Origin of the sequence: Sphingomonas changbaiensis NBRC 104936 (assembly GCF_000974765.1) — a bacterium.
Classification (GTDB): domain Bacteria; phylum Pseudomonadota; class Alphaproteobacteria; order Sphingomonadales; family Sphingomonadaceae; genus Sphingomonas_B; species Sphingomonas_B changbaiensis.
Genome location: NZ_BBWU01000045.1, coordinates 28,424 through 43,282, shown reverse-complemented (window position 1 = coordinate 43,282; position 14,859 = coordinate 28,424). Strand labels below are relative to the sequence as shown.

Annotated in this window: 13 protein-coding genes; 2 read left to right on the top strand and 11 right to left on the bottom strand. The window is 68.1% G+C overall.

The window, feature by feature from the left end:
- Positions 1-10: 10 nt before the first annotated feature.
- On the top strand, positions 11-3,253 hold the full coding sequence (locus tag SCH01S_RS11690) for a tetratricopeptide repeat protein (protein ID WP_052733920.1): 3,243 nt from the start codon (positions 11-13) through the stop codon (positions 3,251-3,253).
- On the opposite strand, the gene SCH01S_RS11685 is transcribed toward SCH01S_RS11690, so the two are convergent.
- Positions 3,250-5,121 carry an ABC-F family ATP-binding cassette domain-containing protein gene (locus SCH01S_RS11685; RefSeq protein ID WP_046349000.1) on the bottom strand — a complete coding sequence of 624 codons (1,872 nt, stop codon included), beginning with the start codon at positions 5,119-5,121 and terminating at the stop codon, positions 3,250-3,252. The genes SCH01S_RS11690 and SCH01S_RS11685 overlap by 4 nt on opposite strands.
- Before the next feature lie 84 nt (positions 5,122-5,205).
- Between SCH01S_RS11685 and SCH01S_RS11680 the strand changes: the two genes are divergently transcribed.
- The gene (locus SCH01S_RS11680) at positions 5,206-5,406 is read left to right on the top strand and encodes a hypothetical protein (protein WP_046348999.1); all 201 of its coding nucleotides are present in this window, start codon (positions 5,206-5,208) and stop codon (positions 5,404-5,406) included.
- Here the strand turns inward: SCH01S_RS11680 and SCH01S_RS11675 are convergent.
- The 10 genes from SCH01S_RS11675 to SCH01S_RS11635 form a co-directional block, all read right to left on the bottom strand.
- Entirely contained in the window at positions 5,403-5,582 is a 180-nt protein-coding gene (locus SCH01S_RS11675; protein ID WP_046348998.1) for a hypothetical protein, read from the bottom strand. The two genes, SCH01S_RS11680 and SCH01S_RS11675, sit on opposite strands and share 4 nt — an antisense overlap.
- Positions 5,579-7,267 carry a DEAD/DEAH box helicase gene (locus SCH01S_RS11670; protein WP_046348997.1) on the bottom strand — a complete coding sequence of 563 codons (1,689 nt, stop codon included), beginning with the start codon at positions 7,265-7,267 and terminating at the stop codon, positions 5,579-5,581. The genes SCH01S_RS11675 and SCH01S_RS11670 overlap by 4 nt, the downstream gene beginning before the upstream one ends.
- 46 nt (positions 7,268-7,313) lie before the next feature.
- Positions 7,314-7,472, bottom strand: coding sequence for a hypothetical protein (locus SCH01S_RS16525; protein ID WP_157032910.1), 159 nt, complete (start codon positions 7,470-7,472; stop codon positions 7,314-7,316).
- Positions 7,469-8,623: a glycosyltransferase gene (locus tag SCH01S_RS11665; protein ID WP_046348996.1), complete on the bottom strand. Its 1,155-nt coding sequence runs from the start codon at positions 8,621-8,623 to the stop codon at positions 7,469-7,471. The genes SCH01S_RS16525 and SCH01S_RS11665 overlap by 4 nt, the downstream gene beginning before the upstream one ends.
- Positions 8,620-9,135 (bottom strand): DUF2141 domain-containing protein, encoded by a 516-nt coding sequence (locus tag SCH01S_RS11660; RefSeq protein WP_245612246.1) that lies wholly within the window; start codon positions 9,133-9,135, stop codon positions 8,620-8,622. Before SCH01S_RS11660 ends, SCH01S_RS11665 begins: the two co-directional genes overlap by 4 nt.
- Positions 9,132-10,073, bottom strand: coding sequence for a hypothetical protein (locus tag SCH01S_RS11655; protein WP_157032909.1), 942 nt, complete (start codon positions 10,071-10,073; stop codon positions 9,132-9,134). Before SCH01S_RS11655 ends, SCH01S_RS11660 begins: the two co-directional genes overlap by 4 nt.
- A 66-nt stretch (positions 10,074-10,139) precedes the next feature.
- The gene (locus SCH01S_RS11650; RefSeq protein ID WP_046348993.1) at positions 10,140-10,892 is read right to left on the bottom strand and encodes a DUF2334 domain-containing protein; all 753 of its coding nucleotides are present in this window, start codon (positions 10,890-10,892) and stop codon (positions 10,140-10,142) included.
- Positions 10,879-13,218 carry a TonB-dependent receptor gene (locus SCH01S_RS11645; protein WP_046348992.1) on the bottom strand — a complete coding sequence of 780 codons (2,340 nt, stop codon included), beginning with the start codon at positions 13,216-13,218 and terminating at the stop codon, positions 10,879-10,881. The genes SCH01S_RS11650 and SCH01S_RS11645 overlap by 14 nt, the downstream gene beginning before the upstream one ends.
- Positions 13,205-14,149 (bottom strand): FecR family protein, encoded by a 945-nt coding sequence (locus tag SCH01S_RS11640; RefSeq protein WP_046348991.1) that lies wholly within the window; start codon positions 14,147-14,149, stop codon positions 13,205-13,207. The genes SCH01S_RS11645 and SCH01S_RS11640 overlap by 14 nt, the downstream gene beginning before the upstream one ends.
- Positions 14,139-14,690 carry an RNA polymerase sigma factor gene (locus tag SCH01S_RS11635; RefSeq protein WP_046348990.1) on the bottom strand — a complete coding sequence of 184 codons (552 nt, stop codon included), beginning with the start codon at positions 14,688-14,690 and terminating at the stop codon, positions 14,139-14,141. Before SCH01S_RS11635 ends, SCH01S_RS11640 begins: the two co-directional genes overlap by 11 nt.
- Positions 14,691-14,859: the final 169 nt, after the last annotated feature.

Below are 14,859 nucleotides of genomic sequence, written 5' to 3'. Positions count from 1 at the left end.
GGGGTTCGACATGGCCATTCGTCTATCGCTGCTCGTCGGCTTTTCGCTGCTGGCGCTTGCCGCCCCGGCCGGCGCCGAGGACAAGCCGATCATCGCGCCCCGCCCCGATTGGGTGAAGCCGGTGAGCCCGGCAGCCTCCGTTACCGGCAACGAAGGTGCGGCGGTCAGCATGCTGCTCGCGGACCAGCAGGTCCTGTTCGAGCCCGACCGGCAGACCAGCTATTTCGCCAGCGCGATCAAGATCCAGACGCCGCAGGGCCTGGCCGCCGGCAATATCTCGCTTCCGTGGCGCCCCGACACCGACACGCTGAAGATCCATTCGCTGCTGATCCGGCGCGGCGACAAGGTGATCGACGTGCTTGGTAGCGGCCAGACCTTCACGGTGGTGCGCCGCGAGCCCAATCTGGACAGCGCGACGCTGGATGGCGTGCTCACCGCGAATATCCAGCCGGAAGGGCTGCAGGTCGGCGACGTGCTGGAATTTTCAGCCTCGATCACCTCCAGCGACCCGACGCTGAAGGGCCATGCCGAGCAGGTCGCCGGCGCGTGGAACCAGGTTCCGGTCGGCGTCGCGCATCTGCGCATGCAATGGCCGAGCACCATGCCGATCCGGCTGCGGCAAACGCAGATCCTGCCGGCGTTGAAGACGGTCAAGTCGGGCGCGGTCGCAAGCGCCGAGCTGACGCTGGAGCAGACCAAGCCCTTCCAGCCGCCCAAGGGCGCGCCGACGCGGTTTGCGGTGGGGCGGCTGATCGAGGCCACCGATTTCAAGGATTGGTCGCAGATTTCGGCGCTGATGGCGCCGCTGTACATCAAGGCCGCGCAGATCGCGCCCGCCGGCCCGCTCGCGGCGGAGCTGGCCCGGATCAAGCAAGCCTCGCCATCACCCAAGGCCCGTGCGGAGGCTGCATTGGCGCTGGTGCAGGAGCGCGTGCGTTACGTCGCGCTGCAGCTCGGCACGGGCAACTATGTTCCGGCCGACGCCGATACGACCTGGTCGCGCCGGTTCGGCGACTGCAAGGGGAAGTCCGCGCTACTGGTCGCGCTGCTGCACGGGCTCGATATCGAGGCGGAGCCGGTGCTGGTCAGTACCGTCCTCGGCGACGGGCTGGACGAGCGGCTGCCGATCGTCGGGTTGTTCGACCATGTGATCGTGCGCGCGACGATTGCGGGCCGGACCTATTGGCTGGACGGCACGCGCCTGGGTGATAGCGACCTGGATCGCATCCCGACTCCGGCGTTCGGCTGGGCATTGCCGGTGCAGGAGAGCCTGGCGACGCTGACGCGCCTTGTCCCGACACCCCTGACGGCACCGCAAGAGGACCTCGCGATCCGCATCGATGCGTCGGCCGGACTGTCGCTGCCGGCGCCGACCCACATCGACTGGGTCTATCGCGGCGACGCTGCGATGGGCCTGAATCTTGCGCTGTCGAACCTCACGCCAGAGGTCCGGGACCGGAGCCTGAAGGACTTCTGGAAGAAGAATTTCGATTTCGTCGAGGTGAAGACCACAAATTCCGCGTTCGATCCGAAGACCGGGGAGATGCGGATTACGATGGATGGCACGGCGAAGATGGACTGGTCGGACAACCGCTACGAAACCGACCGCACTAGTGTCGGCTATACGGCGGATTTCACGCGCGAGCCCGGCGCCTTCCACGATGCGCCGTTCGCCGTGGCCTATCCCTATTTTTCGCGGACGATCGAAACGATTGTGCTGCCCCCCGGCAACACAGGTTTCCAGGTGGGCACCAATGCCGATCTGGACGAGACGATCGCCGGCATTGCCTATCGGCGCAAAGCGAGCCTGAAGGGCAATGTCTTCACGATCGAGAAGACGGAACGCAGCGCCGCGCCAGAGTTCGCGGCCACCGAAGCTGCAGCGGCGCAGGCGCGGCTGCGCGCGCTCGGCAAGGAGGCGGTCTATCTGATGGAGCCCGCCGGCTATGTCCGCACTCGGGCCGAGCGCGACGCAGTGCTGAAGGAAACGCCGACCACCGCCACCGGTCTCGTCGACCGCGGCGTGCTGCTAATGGATGATGGGCGCTACGATGCAGCGATCGAGGCACTCACCAAAGCAGCAACTTTGGAGCCAAAGAATGCCTGGGCGCTTGCCAATCGTGGCATCGCGCGCACTTGGAAGGGGGAGACGACCGCTGCAAAGGCCGATCTCGATGCCGCGGCGGCGATTGATCCGAAAAATTTCGTGATGCTGCACGGTCGCGCGTTTCTGGCCAGCCGGACCAATGATCGCGCGGCTGCGATGGCTGCGCTCAACGAAGCGATCGCACTCGATCCCAAGGACCTGTATTCGCTGGAGCTGCGCTCAAGCGCCCTGTGGGAATCGGGCGATTACGAACGCGCCCTGGCTGATGCCGACGCGTATATCGCGTTGTTCCCGAGCGCAGTCCAAAGCTATGTGCTCCGCGCGAACCTCTACCGCCGCCTCGGCAAGCCGAAGGAAGCGGAAGCCCAGGCTGGCCTGCTGATTAAGGCCAATCCCGATATGGCCTATGCCCACGTCGCCGCCGCCCGGATTCTCAGTTCCTTCGGCAAAGATGCAGAAGCTCTCGCGGAATTTGACCGGGCACTGGCGATCCAGCCCGAAGCGTATATCTATCTCAATCGCGCGCTTAGCCGGCCCAAGGCTGACATTACCGGCCGCTCGGCCGATCTGGACGCGGCTCTCAAGCTCGATCCAAAAAGGTTCGATGCGCTCGCGGCCCGAGGAGACCTGCAGGCAGAAACTGGCGACCTCCCGGCAGCGATCGCTTCCTATACGGCAGCGGTGAAGGAGAGCCCGTCCGATGCCGGCCTGCTCACCGCGCGCGGAATTCTCTACTCCAAGTCGAACCAGCCGGTGCTGGCCGACAAGGATTTCGCGGCGGCGCGCGCGGCGGCGAAGGACGCGACCGCGCTGAACAATATGTGCTGGCGCAAGGCGACGGCGGGGATCGGGCTCGAATCGGCCTTGCTCGATTGCAACGCGGCGCTGGAGAAAGTGCCGGACTCGCCCGCCTATCTGGACAGCCGTGGCCTCGTGCTGCTGCGACTGGGCAAGCTCGATGACGCGATCAGCGATTATGACAAGGTTCTGGCGGCGAATGCGCAGATGCCGACCTCACTCTATGGTCGCGCGGTGGCGTGGAGCCGCAAGGGCGACCGGGCCCGGGCGCTGAAGGATCATGACTTGGCGGTGAAGATCGACCCCAAGGTCGAACAGCGCTTCGACGAATTCGGCGTCAAACTCTAGGCAGCCAGGTCCTCCAGCGATCCGCTGGCCTCCAGCCAGCTGGCTTCCGTCTCCTCGATCTGCGTCTCGATCCGGGCGCGCAGCTTCATCAGCTCGGTCATCGATCGGTTGGCGAGCTTCGGGTCGGCGGCCTTGGGATCGAACATCGCGAGATCGATCGCGCTCCGCTCGGCCGTGAGGCGGGCGAGCTCGGCTTCGGTCTGCTTGACGCGGCTGCGCAAGGCCTTGGTCTGCTCGCGCGCTTCGGCGGCGGCACGGCGCGCGTCCTTGCGGTTCGCCTTCGCCTCGGCCTTGTCGCTCGCCTCCGCATCGCCGGCGAGGATCAGCGCGACATAATCGTCGAGCGAGCCGTCGAACTCCCGCGCGCTGCCCTGGTCGACCAACACCAGCCGGTCCGCCGTCATCTCCAGCATATGACGATCGTGGCTGACGATAAGCACTGCGCCCGAATAGCCGTTCAGCGCCTGGATCAGCGCCTCGCGCGCGTCGACGTCCAGATGGTTGGTCGGCTCGTCCAGGATCAGCAAATGCGGCGCGTCGCGCGTGATCAGCGCCAGCGCCAGCCGCGCCCGCTCGCCGCCGGACAGCCGGCCGACCTCGGTCGTGGCCTTGGGTCCCGAAAAGCCGAAGCGGCCGAGCTGGGCGCGTACTGCCGACGGAGTCGCGCCGCCCATCACGCGAGTCATGTGCTCAAGCGGCGTATCGGCGGGATCGAGCTCCTCGACCTGATACTGCGTGAAATAGCCGACCCGCATCTTGCCCGACGCGGCCATCGCGCCCGCCATCGGCGCGAGCTGGGCGGCCAGCAACCGCGCGAGCGTGGTCTTACCGTTGCCGTTGCGCCCGAGCAGCGCGACCCGGTCGTCCGGGTCGATGCGCAGATTGAGCCGCTTCAGCACCGGCGTGTCGCCATAGCCGACGTCGGCCATGTCGAGCGTGATCAGCGGCGGCCGCAGCGCGCCGGGGCTCGGAAAGTCGAAGCTCAGGCTCGGATCGTCGAGCAGTTCCGCGATCGGCTGCATCCGCGCGAGCGCCTTCACGCGCGACTGCGCCTGCTTGGCGGTGGAGGCGCGGGCGCTGTTGCGGGCGATATAGTCCTGCAATTTCTCGCGTTCCGCCTGCTGCTTCGCGCGCGCCGATGCGAGCTGCGCCTGACGTTCGGCACGCTGCCGCTCGAACGCGTCATAGCCGCCCGGATAGAGCGTCAGCTTGCCGCGATCGAGGTGCAGGATATGGTCGACGACCTTGTTCAGGAAATCGCGCTCGTGGCTGACGATCAGGATCGTCGCCGGGTAGGATTGCAGGAAATCCTCGAGCCAGAGCACCGCCTCCAGGTCGAGATGGTTCGACGGCTCGTCGAGCAGCAGCACGTCGGGCGCGGAGAACAGCAGCGACGCCAGCGCCACGCGCATGCGCCAGCCGCCCGAGAAGCTGTCGAGCGGCCGCCCCTGCGCCTCTTCGTCGAAGCCGAGGCCGACCAGGATGCGGGCCGCGCGCGCCGGCGCGGAGTGCGCCGCAATCGCGTTCAGCCGCTCATGGACTTCGCCGAGCCGATCGGGATCATGGCTGGTTTCCGCTTCTGCCAGCAGCTCCGCGCGTTCGGTATCGGCGGCGAGCACCGTCTCCAGCGGCGTCGCAGTGCCGGCGGGTGCTTCCTGCGCGATATAGCCGAGCCGCGTGCCGCGCGGCATCTCAGCGGCGCCCATGTCTGGCTCCAGCATGCCCGCAATCACCCGCACCAGGGTCGTCTTGCCGGCACCGTTGCGGCCGATCAGGCCGACGCGGCTTTTGGGCGGCAGCGCCGCGGTGGCGCCGTCGAGGATCGTGCGTCCGCCCAGGCGAACGGTGATGTCGGACAGGTTGAGCATGAAGGCGCGTCCCTAGCATCGGGGGGTCACAGGCCCAAGCCCATGCGTTATGGGCGGCGGAAACCTGTCAGACCGAGGACAAAGATGACGAAGTCGATCCAGCTGAAGCTCACCGAAGACGAAGCGGAGATCATCGTGGATGCGCTCGACGCGGATCTTGAAGGCTATATGGATTCCGCCAAGGACGCGCGCGCCAACAGCAACCGGGCCGACGTGCAGACCTTCGAGGAAGCCGCGAGCCGCATCCGCGCGGTGCGGGACCGCGTCCGCAAGCTGCTCGATTAGCGGAGCTTCGCGATCGACAGGCCGTCGAGCTTGGCGCGGTCCTTGACCGACTCCTCGCTGCGGGTGAGCGCCTTGGCGATCGCCTTCAGCGCCATGCCCTTCTTCGCCAGCGTGTGAAGCTTCTGGACTTCGTCCGGCCGCCACGGCTGCCGGTGCCGTTCGAATTTCTCGCTCATGCTCTCCCCTTCCGCTGAGGCTTCCTGCCATGCGCGAAGGGCTTTGGCTTGTAGGATTTGCGCGGCTCGTGCTTCATCGGCCCACCCTGCACCAGGGCGAGGGCGATGCCGCTTTCGTCGTCGCCCTTGTCCGCGGTGCGCTTCCATGACGCGATGAAGCGATCGGCGACGGCGCGCGGCACATCGAACTGGGTTTCCGAAGGCGCGATCCGGATCGCGCCGACTTCCGCCTTGGTGATGTGCCCGCGCCGGCAGAGCAAAGGCAGGATCCAGCGCGGATCCGCGTTGTGGCGCCGGCCGATATCGATCCGGAACCAGACCGTATCCTCGAATCCGCCACGATACCCGCGCTCGTCGCGGCGCTCGGCCGGCGCGCTGTGACCGAGCAATTCCTCCGGCTCGGGCAGCGCGGCGCGATGGGCGCGGACGAGGGCGGCCGCAATGTCCTCCGGGCTGCGCTCGGCAATCAGCCGCGCCGCGATCGCCCGGTCCTCTTCATCGATTTCGACCGGTTCGAGCAAGGCCGCGACAAGGCGCTCGCGGTCCTGAAGCCGGATCGCCTCGGGCGTCGGCGGGTCGATCCAGCGCGCCGGGATGCGGGCGCCGCGCAGCATCATCTCGACCCGGCGGCGACGCTGGAACGGCACCACCAGCACGGCAGTGCCCTTCTTGCCCGCGCGGCCGGTGCGGCCCGAACGGTGCTGCAGTGTCTCGGCATCGCGCGGCAGCTCGACATGGATGACGAGGCTCAGCGACGGCAAGTCGATGCCGCGGGCGGCGACATCGGTTGCGACACAGACGCGGGCGCGCCGGTCGCGAAGCGCCTGGAGCGCCGCATTGCGTTCGTTCTGGCTGTGCTCGCCCGACAGCGCGACGGCGGCGAAACCGCGTTCGACCAGGGTTGCGTGCAGGTGCCGGACATTCTCGCGCGTCGCACAGAACAGCATCGCCGTCTCCGCCTCGTGCAGGCGCAGCAGGTTCACCACGGCATGCTCGACGTCGGACGGCGCGACGGCGAGCGCCTGATATTCGATGTCGCCATGGCCGCGATCCTCGCCCACGGTCGAGATGCGCAGCGCATCCCGCTGGTAGCGCTTGGCGAGCGCAACGATCGGCTTGGGCATCGTCGCCGAGAACAGCAGGGTGCGGCGCTCGCTCGGGGTCGCGTCGAGGATTTCTTCTAGATCCTCGCGAAAACCCATGTCGAGCATCTCGTCCGCTTCGTCGAGCACCGCGACACGCAAACCGGACAGCTCCAGCGCGCCGCGTTCGAGGTGGTCGCGCAGCCGGCCCGGCGTTCCGACCACGATGTGCGCGCCATGCGACAGCGCACGCCGCTCCTTCGACGCGTCCATGCCGCCGACGCAGGTGGCGATCCGCGCGCCGGCCTTGCCATAGAGCCAGATCAGCTCGCGGCTGACCTGCAGCGCCAGCTCGCGCGTCGGCGCGATCACCAGCGCACGCGGCACATCCGGCCGGCCGGGGCTCCCGCCGTCGTCCAGCAGCTCGGGCGCCATGGCGAGGCCGAACGCGACCGTCTTGCCCGAGCCGGTCTGGGCGGAGACTATCAGGTCACGTCCGCGCGCACTTTCTTCAAGAACGGCGGCCTGGACCGGGGTTGGCGTCTGATAGCCGCGCGCGACAAGCGCTTCGGCGAGCGAGGGGGGAAGGTCTGGAAAAGGCATGAAGGCGCATAGATGGTGTGCGCCGCCCCAAAAACCTAGAGTGCAATCAGCGGCCGTTGCCGCGGGTGGCCCAGATCATCAGGCGCGCAATCGCGGCGAGGCAGCCGCAATCGAGCTGGTTGCGTCGCCTGGCAGGGCGGAGCCGGCGCAAAGCCGGCGGTTCGGCGACGGGAGCCAGGGGCTTGCTCAGTTCTTCGAGGATCACGCCGCACACCTTTCGGCAACGATGGCGCGATAGCTGTCGAACAGTTCCCGGAAATGATCGTCCATCTCGCGCGGGCGGTGCGTCAACGCCGCGGCCGGCGGGCTGAGGGCAAAGCGCACGATTGCGGCGGCGGCGTCCGCGGCGGAGCCGGCGCGGAAGCGGACGTCGCCGGGACCGCACGCCTGATCCGATGCGCCGCCCTGATCGGGGACGATTAAGTTCAGGCCCGACGCCTTCGCTTCGGCGGCCACCATGCAGAAGGTTTCCGCCTCGCAGCCATGCACCAGCGCGTCGGCGCTCGCCATCAGCCGCGCCAGCGCCGCGCGATCACCGACCGGGCCGGCAAGCCGGATATGCGGATTGCCGCCGATCTGCCGGACGATACGCGCGCGCTCCCGCCCCGCGCCGACCAGCAACAGCGCCACCGGGGCATGGCTGCCGGCCGCGGCCGCCGCTTCGACGATCATCGGCCAGCGCTTCTCGGGCGCCAGCCGTCCGACGCCGAGCAGCAGCAGCCCATCGGCGCCAAGACCGCAATCGGCAAGCAGCGAGGCACGCAGCCCTTCATCGCGCAGGCCGGGCGAGAAAATCCCCGGATCTACGCCCATCGGGATCGTCACGACATTCTGAAGGCCGCCGTCGCGCAACCGCCGCGACAGCTCCCCGCTCGCGCTGACCACCTGGGCATAGCTTTCGTCGAGCCGCCGCAGATGGCGCCAGAACCAGCCGAAGTGGCGGTCGATCGTCGCGCGCGAAGCGACCGGCTCGAACCAGCGATAGGCATAGGCCGACAGCGGATCGGCATGCATGACCAGCGAACGCGGCGCCCGCCCGCGCCATCCGGCAACGGTAGCGGCGCTGCGCCAGGGCGAGGAGACCTCGACCATGTCGGGCCGCTCCGCATCGAGCGCGTCGTGCAGCGCAACCGGATGGCCGAAATAGCGATAGTTGCGGTCGAGCGGAAAAGCGGGTGCCGCGATCCAGCGGATCGACGCACCGGGGCCGCGCTGCTCGACCCGGTCACACGGGCCCGGCGCGATCACCGTGAGCTCATGGCCGAAGGAGGGTGCGGCGGCGAGCTTGCGGTCGATATAGGTCCGCACGCCGCCGCCCTTGGGCGCGTAGAAGGCGCAGACGTCGACGATCTTCATCGCCGGACGCCCGTGATCGGGCCGAACGAGAACAGGCCGCGGCGATAGTTCATCCGCACGCTGAGGCGGCGGACGCCGGTGCCGACTTCGGCGCTGGCCGCGGCCGCGTGCGGCTTGCGGAAGCCAAGCTGCGGATCGCCGGGAAAACCGACTCCGTCGCTCAGGAAGCTGAATTTGCGGTTGCCGTCGCGATCGTGGAGCAGCGACAGCGCGTAGACGCCGGGGGCGGGCGCGCGAATGCACAACTCGACCGGCCCGGTTTGCGGCACCAGCCGCTCGACGCGGCGGAACGTCTTCCCGGCCGCGACCAGCGCATTGTCGTCGGCCAGGAAGTCCTCGTCATTTGCCGGATAGAGCTCGAGCCGGATCAGGCCCTTGCGGTCCTTCAGCCCAACCACATCGACCAGGAATGCAGGGCCGGGTTCGTCGTGCCGGCAGTGTCCCTCCGCGACGCCGAGATCCGGTCGCGATGACGGCAGCGCAGCGACAGCGAGTGCGACAGCGGCAATCACCGCCGACCCCAGCTCGCGATTTCCGACCCGACCAGCGCCGCGCCGACGGTCAAATGCGTGGTCAAAATCAGGGTCGCGATCATCGTCATCATGGTGCCGATCTCGACATCATGGCCCATCATCAGGACGGCGATGCCGGCAAAGACCAGGTCCTTGTTCGGCAGCAGCGGCAGGCGCGAGATCAGCAGCCGCATCGTCGCCAGCAGCAGCCAGAGCCCTACCGGCTGGCCGGGCAGCACCACATGCCACATCAATGCGGCGAGCGTGGTCATCGTGACGATCCGGGCGAAATGGACGGCAGAGATGAACAGCAGGTCGGCTCTGGCGAGGCCGAACAGCCTGCGCCGGAACAGCATCGGGGCGAGCGACGACAACAGGATGATGCCGACGGACAAGGCGAAGGTGCCGCCCCGCATGCCCAGATTGAGCGACACGAACGCAGGATAGGCGAAGGCCAGCATCGCAAGCGTCGTCACGTTGCCGACGACGGCGGAAAGGATCGCGACGTCCTTGATCGCGCCGAACGGGGCGCCCGGCAGGTCGGTCCGCGACCGCGCCCAGCTATAGAAATGCAGCTCGCCCGAATAGCCGAGCAGCAGCTCGTTGCCGATCAGCTTGCGGGTCAGTGCCGCGAAGCCGGCCGCGGGGATGCGCCAGAGCCTGCGGAAGATGATCCAATCCGCCAGCGGCGCGGTGACGTAATAAGCGCCGAACAGCATCCAGAAGACAGGCGTCCTCGGAATGTCCTCGAGGATTTGCCGGATGTGCAGCGTCCGCAATTGCCACAGAACGGCACAAAGCACGCCCAGGGTGATCGCGGCGCCGATCCAGGCGATCGGGCCGCTGGCCTTGAGCCGATCGAGCGGACCGGAGCGTTCCGCCCCGCCCAATTCGATGAACTGGGCCGGGGCTGGAACTGTCGCTTCGGGGAAATACACGCAGGCCCTCGCTTGTTGTCAGGCCTAAGACGCCGCGGACGTCCAGGACCCGCACTGCGCGGCATGCTAGACGGCGCCCATGTCTCTTTCCCGCACCAGATCGGCATAGCCGGCCGGCCGGTGCGTGCGCGCGAAGTGGCGGAGCGTGCGATCGATGCTCGCCATCAGCGAGGGGACGCCGGTGTCGCCGGGGTGCAGGGCGATACGGACCACCCGCTGCGGGGCGAGCACGCTGCGCGCGACGCCGGCGAACAGCAGCGAGCTGGCGATTCGCGCCCGGCTGCGGCTGGCCCAGCTGATCACCGGGCCGCGCGCGAGAACCGCGCCGTCGGTGGGTTGCCACACACGAAAATGGTCTTCCGCCAAGAGAAAACGCAGCTCGTTTAGGGCTGCACGGGCGCCGGGGCCGTAGAGCCAGGCCGGGGCGACGAAGCCGGCAACCGGCCGACCGATCACGTCCTCAACCAGCTTGCGGCCTTCGACCATGCGGCGCGCGGCCTCGGCCTCGTCCAGGTGCAGGAACTCGCCCTCGCCTGCAGTCAGGTGGCGCGCCTTGAAGCCGGTCGGCTGGTCGTCGCGGTGGCGCCACCCATGAAGGAACATCTCGATCCCCGCATCGGACCAGCCCCGAAGGCGCCGTTGAAAGGCCGGGTCACGCGCGATCGGCGCCGAATCCCAGTGATCCGGCACGACCAGCATTGCAAAGCGCGTGCTGCCGGTCGCCCGCTCGATCGCGGCTGCGAGCGTGTCCACCTCGCGCTCGAAGCGCGGCCCGACGTCGTGGATCGAGGCGAGCAGCAGCCTGTCAGAACCGGCCATCGACTGCGATCCTGATGGTGCGGGGGCGAAGCGGCGTGATCTGGTTGCGCGCCGCGATCGCGAACGGATCACCAAAGGCAAAGCGGTTGCCGCGCACGTCGGTTAGATTGGTGACGGAGAGTGACACGCCCACCCGGTCGCTGCCGACCCGCGCGTTCAACGCCGCTTCCGCATAGCCGCCCTGGCGCACGTCGATCGGCGCGCCGATGCCGAGCGAGGAGCGGCCGACATAGCGGAGCGATCCTCCCGCATTAAGCGCGAGGCCACGCCGGAGCTGGCGGCGATAGGAAATGCCGATGCGGCCGCCGGCTTCGGCGACATTCGGCAACTCCCGCTCGTCCGCGGCGACAAAGGGCGGGGCGGGATCATCGAGCGACGAGGTGTTGAGAAACAACCCGGCCTGAAGGCCGAGCGCGTCGGTGGGCCGCCAGTCGACCTGCCCTTCCAGGCCAAGCACATGCCCGTCGCCGATGTTGCTGGTGAAGGGCAGGCCGTTGGGACGGATCAGGTCGGCCTGGATGCTGTCCCAGCGGGCACCCGACACAGTGACTGCGGCGGCGAAGCGATCGATGCCGCTGTCGCCGAACCGGAAGCCCGCCTCGATCGTGGAGATCGAGTCGGACACGAATTTGTCCGCGGTCATCCGCCCGGTGATCGACAGTCCACCGGGGCGGAAGCCTTCCTGATAATGGGCAAAGACCAGCCAGCGCGCGCTCGGCCGCCACGCGATCGCCGCCATCGGCAGCCAGCGCAGATTGCGGCGCTTGGGCTCCGACCGCTTGGGAACAGTTTCGCCGATCACCTGCCCGCTCGCTTCATCATAATTGACGCGCGCGCCGGCGGTCAGGATGACGTCATCGAGCAGCGGGATCGAGGCCTGCCCGAACAGCGCGATTTCATTATTGTCGTTGCGAACGCCGAGCAGCGGAACGGCTGTGTCATCGGGACCGATCTTGCGCGCCGACCGCGTCTCGTTGTGAAGTGCGCTCAGGCCCGCGAGCCAGTTGAAGCCGCGCGCGTCGCCGCCCGATATCCGGGTCTCGTGGGTCAGGAGGGTGATCCGCAGATCCTCGGTATAGGCGGCCGGCGTTCCGAACCGCGGCGTGGCATCGAACACGGTTTCGAGGTCGTGCCGGACGATTCCGGTCGAAGACGTCAGCGAAGCCCCGCGGACGTCCGTCGAGATGCTCAGATATCCAAGGCGATAGTCATTATCGAACGGCTGCGCGATGGCGGATCGGCGGGTGAGCGGCGGCAGGCCGCGTTCGGCATATTGGCCGTCGCGACTGGCCAGATTCTGAAGCACTGCACCAGCATCGATCGTCAGGCCATCATGGGGTGCAAAGCGGAACGCGATCCGCCCGCCATAGCTGGTCGTCCGGTTCACGTCGTTCAACCCGCGGCCGATATCGTCGATATAGCCGGGATCGCGCGCGCCATAGCCGACGACCCGCATCGCCAGGTCCGAGCTCAACGGCAGGTTGAGCATCGCGGCGGCATCTCCACCGGACTCGCCATGCGCGGTATCGGAGAGCCCGACCACCGCCGAGCCTTGCGCCTGCCCAAGCTTTGGAACATTGGGCACCAGGCGCACGATGCCGCCCAGGGCGGCGCTGCCGTAGAGCGTCCCCTGCGGGCCTTCGAGCACTTCGGCGCTGGCCATATCGTACAGATTGAGATCGGGATCGGGCGCCGCGTAATTGAGGCGCACATCGCCGAAATATTGCGCGACGGTCGCCGGCGTCGGCCCGTTGAAGCTGCTGTCGGCAATCCCCCGCACGAATAATTTGTCCCGGCCCGGACCAAGATGGGTCGAGGCGAGTGTCGGCAGGCCGTCGACCAGCACCTGCGTGCCGGCAGACGTGGCGCGTCCGGCCTGGTCCAGATCCAGCGCGATGCGGACGACTGAGCCGGGGAATTGCGCCAGCGGAAGCGCCTGCTTGCTCGCGGCGACGACGATGTCGGGTTCCGGCGCATCGTCGGACGAAGCTGGCACGGAGGTCCGGAAGGCCGTTGCGTGCCGGGACGGCGCAGCGACGATGCGCACCGTTTCTGCATCGACGAACCGATAGGTCGCGCCGGTGCCGGCAAGGAGATGCTGGAGCGCGACTTCGCTGCTCATCCGGCCCTGGACGCCGCGCGTATGCCGGCGCGCCAGCCGGGCGTCGGTCAGGCCCACCGACACGCCCGCCTGCTCGCCGAAATGAACGAGCGCGCCGCTCAGCCGCCCCGAGTCGATATCGAACGCACGCGGCTCGGCCGCGTTCGCAGCACCGGCGCAGACGCATGTGCCCGCCGTCAACAAGAGCAGGTCAGCGAGTCTCACGCAGACGGGATTCGAATATCCATCCTGTCGCTGTGCGCCGCGCCGCCAGGCCGAGCAAGGCCGCCGCACGCTCCACGACCCGGGCGCGGTCATGACCGATCCGGATCGTTCCGGAGAAGCTGCGCGCCGCGACTTCGGGGGCGACAGCGATCGAAACACCGATCGTGCGCGACAGCTCGGCCGCGACGCGCTCCAGCGGCTCCTGGTCGTAGCTGAGCCGGCCGCTGGTCCAGCTGCCGATGGCGGACGGGCGGCGCTGGCCCACGCGCAAAGGATCGTCACCGGCGGGATCGACCAATGTCTGGCCCGCGGTCAGCGAGACATTCTCGCGATCCGGATTATAGCGAACGGCGCCTTCGGCAACCTCGACCCGGTTTCCGGCATCGTCGCGCACGAGGTCGAACGTCGTGCCCACATCCTGCACCACCGCGTCGCCGAGCTTCACGCGGAACGGCGACCCGGCGTCATGGACCACTGCGAAATGGGCCTCGCCGGAATCCAGTCGGGCCAGCCGCGGGCGGGAGCGGTCGAGCTCGATCCGAGTGCCGCCGTTCAGGGTGATGCGGGTGCCGTCCGCCAGCGCTATCTGCCGCTGCTCGCCCGGACCGGTCTCGACCGCATAGGCGCCGGACTGGAGCATCGGCGCGCCGACGATCGCAAGCATGACGGCCGCAGCAGCCCCGCCGATCCCCATCCACAGCCGGCGCGCCGGCCGCGGTCCCTCGTCATTGGCGGCCACAGGAACCGTCGCGGGCACCGCAAGCGCGCGCACCGCATCGCCTTCGCCGAGCGCAACGAGGTCGTAGGCGTGCGCGTGATCGGGCGAGAGCTCAAGCCAGGCGACAAAGCTCTCCCAGGCCGCGGCGTCGCCATCGGCCAGCCGGACGCGCCAGGCGATTGCCTGCGCCCTGATGCTCTCCTCAGCTGTCATCCTGGCCGTCATCGCACGAAGGACGCCGCGGCGCCTCGATTTCCGCATCCAGCCGGGCGCGAATGTCGGTCACGGTCCGGTAGGCGCGCTGGAGATGCTTTTCGACGGCGCTGAGGCTGATGCCGAGGTCGCCGGCGATCAGCCGCTGCGAGTCGCCGTCGAGGCGGAAGCGGCGGAAGATATCGACCGTCCGTTCGGGCAGGGCGGCAAGTGCTGCCGAGACCATCGCCAGCCGCTCACGTCCCTGCAGCTCGCGCTCAGGCGTCGGCCGCGGCTCGCTCTCCTGTTCGCCCCAGCGCTGCTCGCGCGCCGAACGCCGCGTTTCCGCGCGCCGCCGGTCGAGGAACAGATTGTCCGCCATCCGGTAGAGATAGGCGCGCGGCTCGCCGACCGGCCCGATCGCTTGCGTCTCTAGGCGGACGAACAGCTCCTGCAACAGATCCTCGGCTTCGTCGGACGTCGCGCCGCGCGCCGCCAGCATCCGCATGAGCGGCGCCCGCATCTCGAACAGCAGCTGTTTGAGCCCTGAATCGGCCACCATCAATTCGCGCTCGCTCGGACAGGGCTTCCGCCCCTTAACCGCGGGGGCGGCCGCGGGCAATGTGGCGCCGCCGCCCGATTAACCACCTATTAGCCTTGTCCTGACCCTGTGCCGTCCAGCACAGCGGCACGGAACCAACGCGCGTACCATGCGATGGTGCGACCGGGAG

What these genes read in the sequence shown, in the direction of transcription:
- SCH01S_RS11690 (WP_052733920.1), top strand. Translation starts at nt 11, where the DNA reads ATGGCCATTCGTCTATCGCTGCTCGTCGGCTTTTCGCTGCTGGCGCTT.
- SCH01S_RS11685 (WP_046349000.1), bottom strand. Translation starts at nt 5,121, where the DNA reads ATGCTCAACCTGTCCGACATCACCGTTCGCCTGGGCGGACGCACGATC.
- SCH01S_RS11680 (WP_046348999.1), top strand. Translation starts at nt 5,206, where the DNA reads ATGACGAAGTCGATCCAGCTGAAGCTCACCGAAGACGAAGCGGAGATC.
- SCH01S_RS11675 (WP_046348998.1), bottom strand. Translation starts at nt 5,582, where the DNA reads ATGAGCGAGAAATTCGAACGGCACCGGCAGCCGTGGCGGCCGGACGAA.
- SCH01S_RS11670 (WP_046348997.1), bottom strand. Translation starts at nt 7,267, where the DNA reads ATGCCTTTTCCAGACCTTCCCCCCTCGCTCGCCGAAGCGCTTGTCGCG.
- SCH01S_RS11665 (WP_046348996.1), bottom strand. Translation starts at nt 8,623, where the DNA reads ATGAAGATCGTCGACGTCTGCGCCTTCTACGCGCCCAAGGGCGGCGGC.
- SCH01S_RS11650 (WP_046348993.1), bottom strand. Translation starts at nt 10,892, where the DNA reads ATGGCCGGTTCTGACAGGCTGCTGCTCGCCTCGATCCACGACGTCGGG.
- SCH01S_RS11640 (WP_046348991.1), bottom strand. Translation starts at nt 14,149, where the DNA reads ATGACAGCTGAGGAGAGCATCAGGGCGCAGGCAATCGCCTGGCGCGTC.
- SCH01S_RS11635 (WP_046348990.1), bottom strand. Translation starts at nt 14,690, where the DNA reads ATGGTGGCCGATTCAGGGCTCAAACAGCTGCTGTTCGAGATGCGGGCG.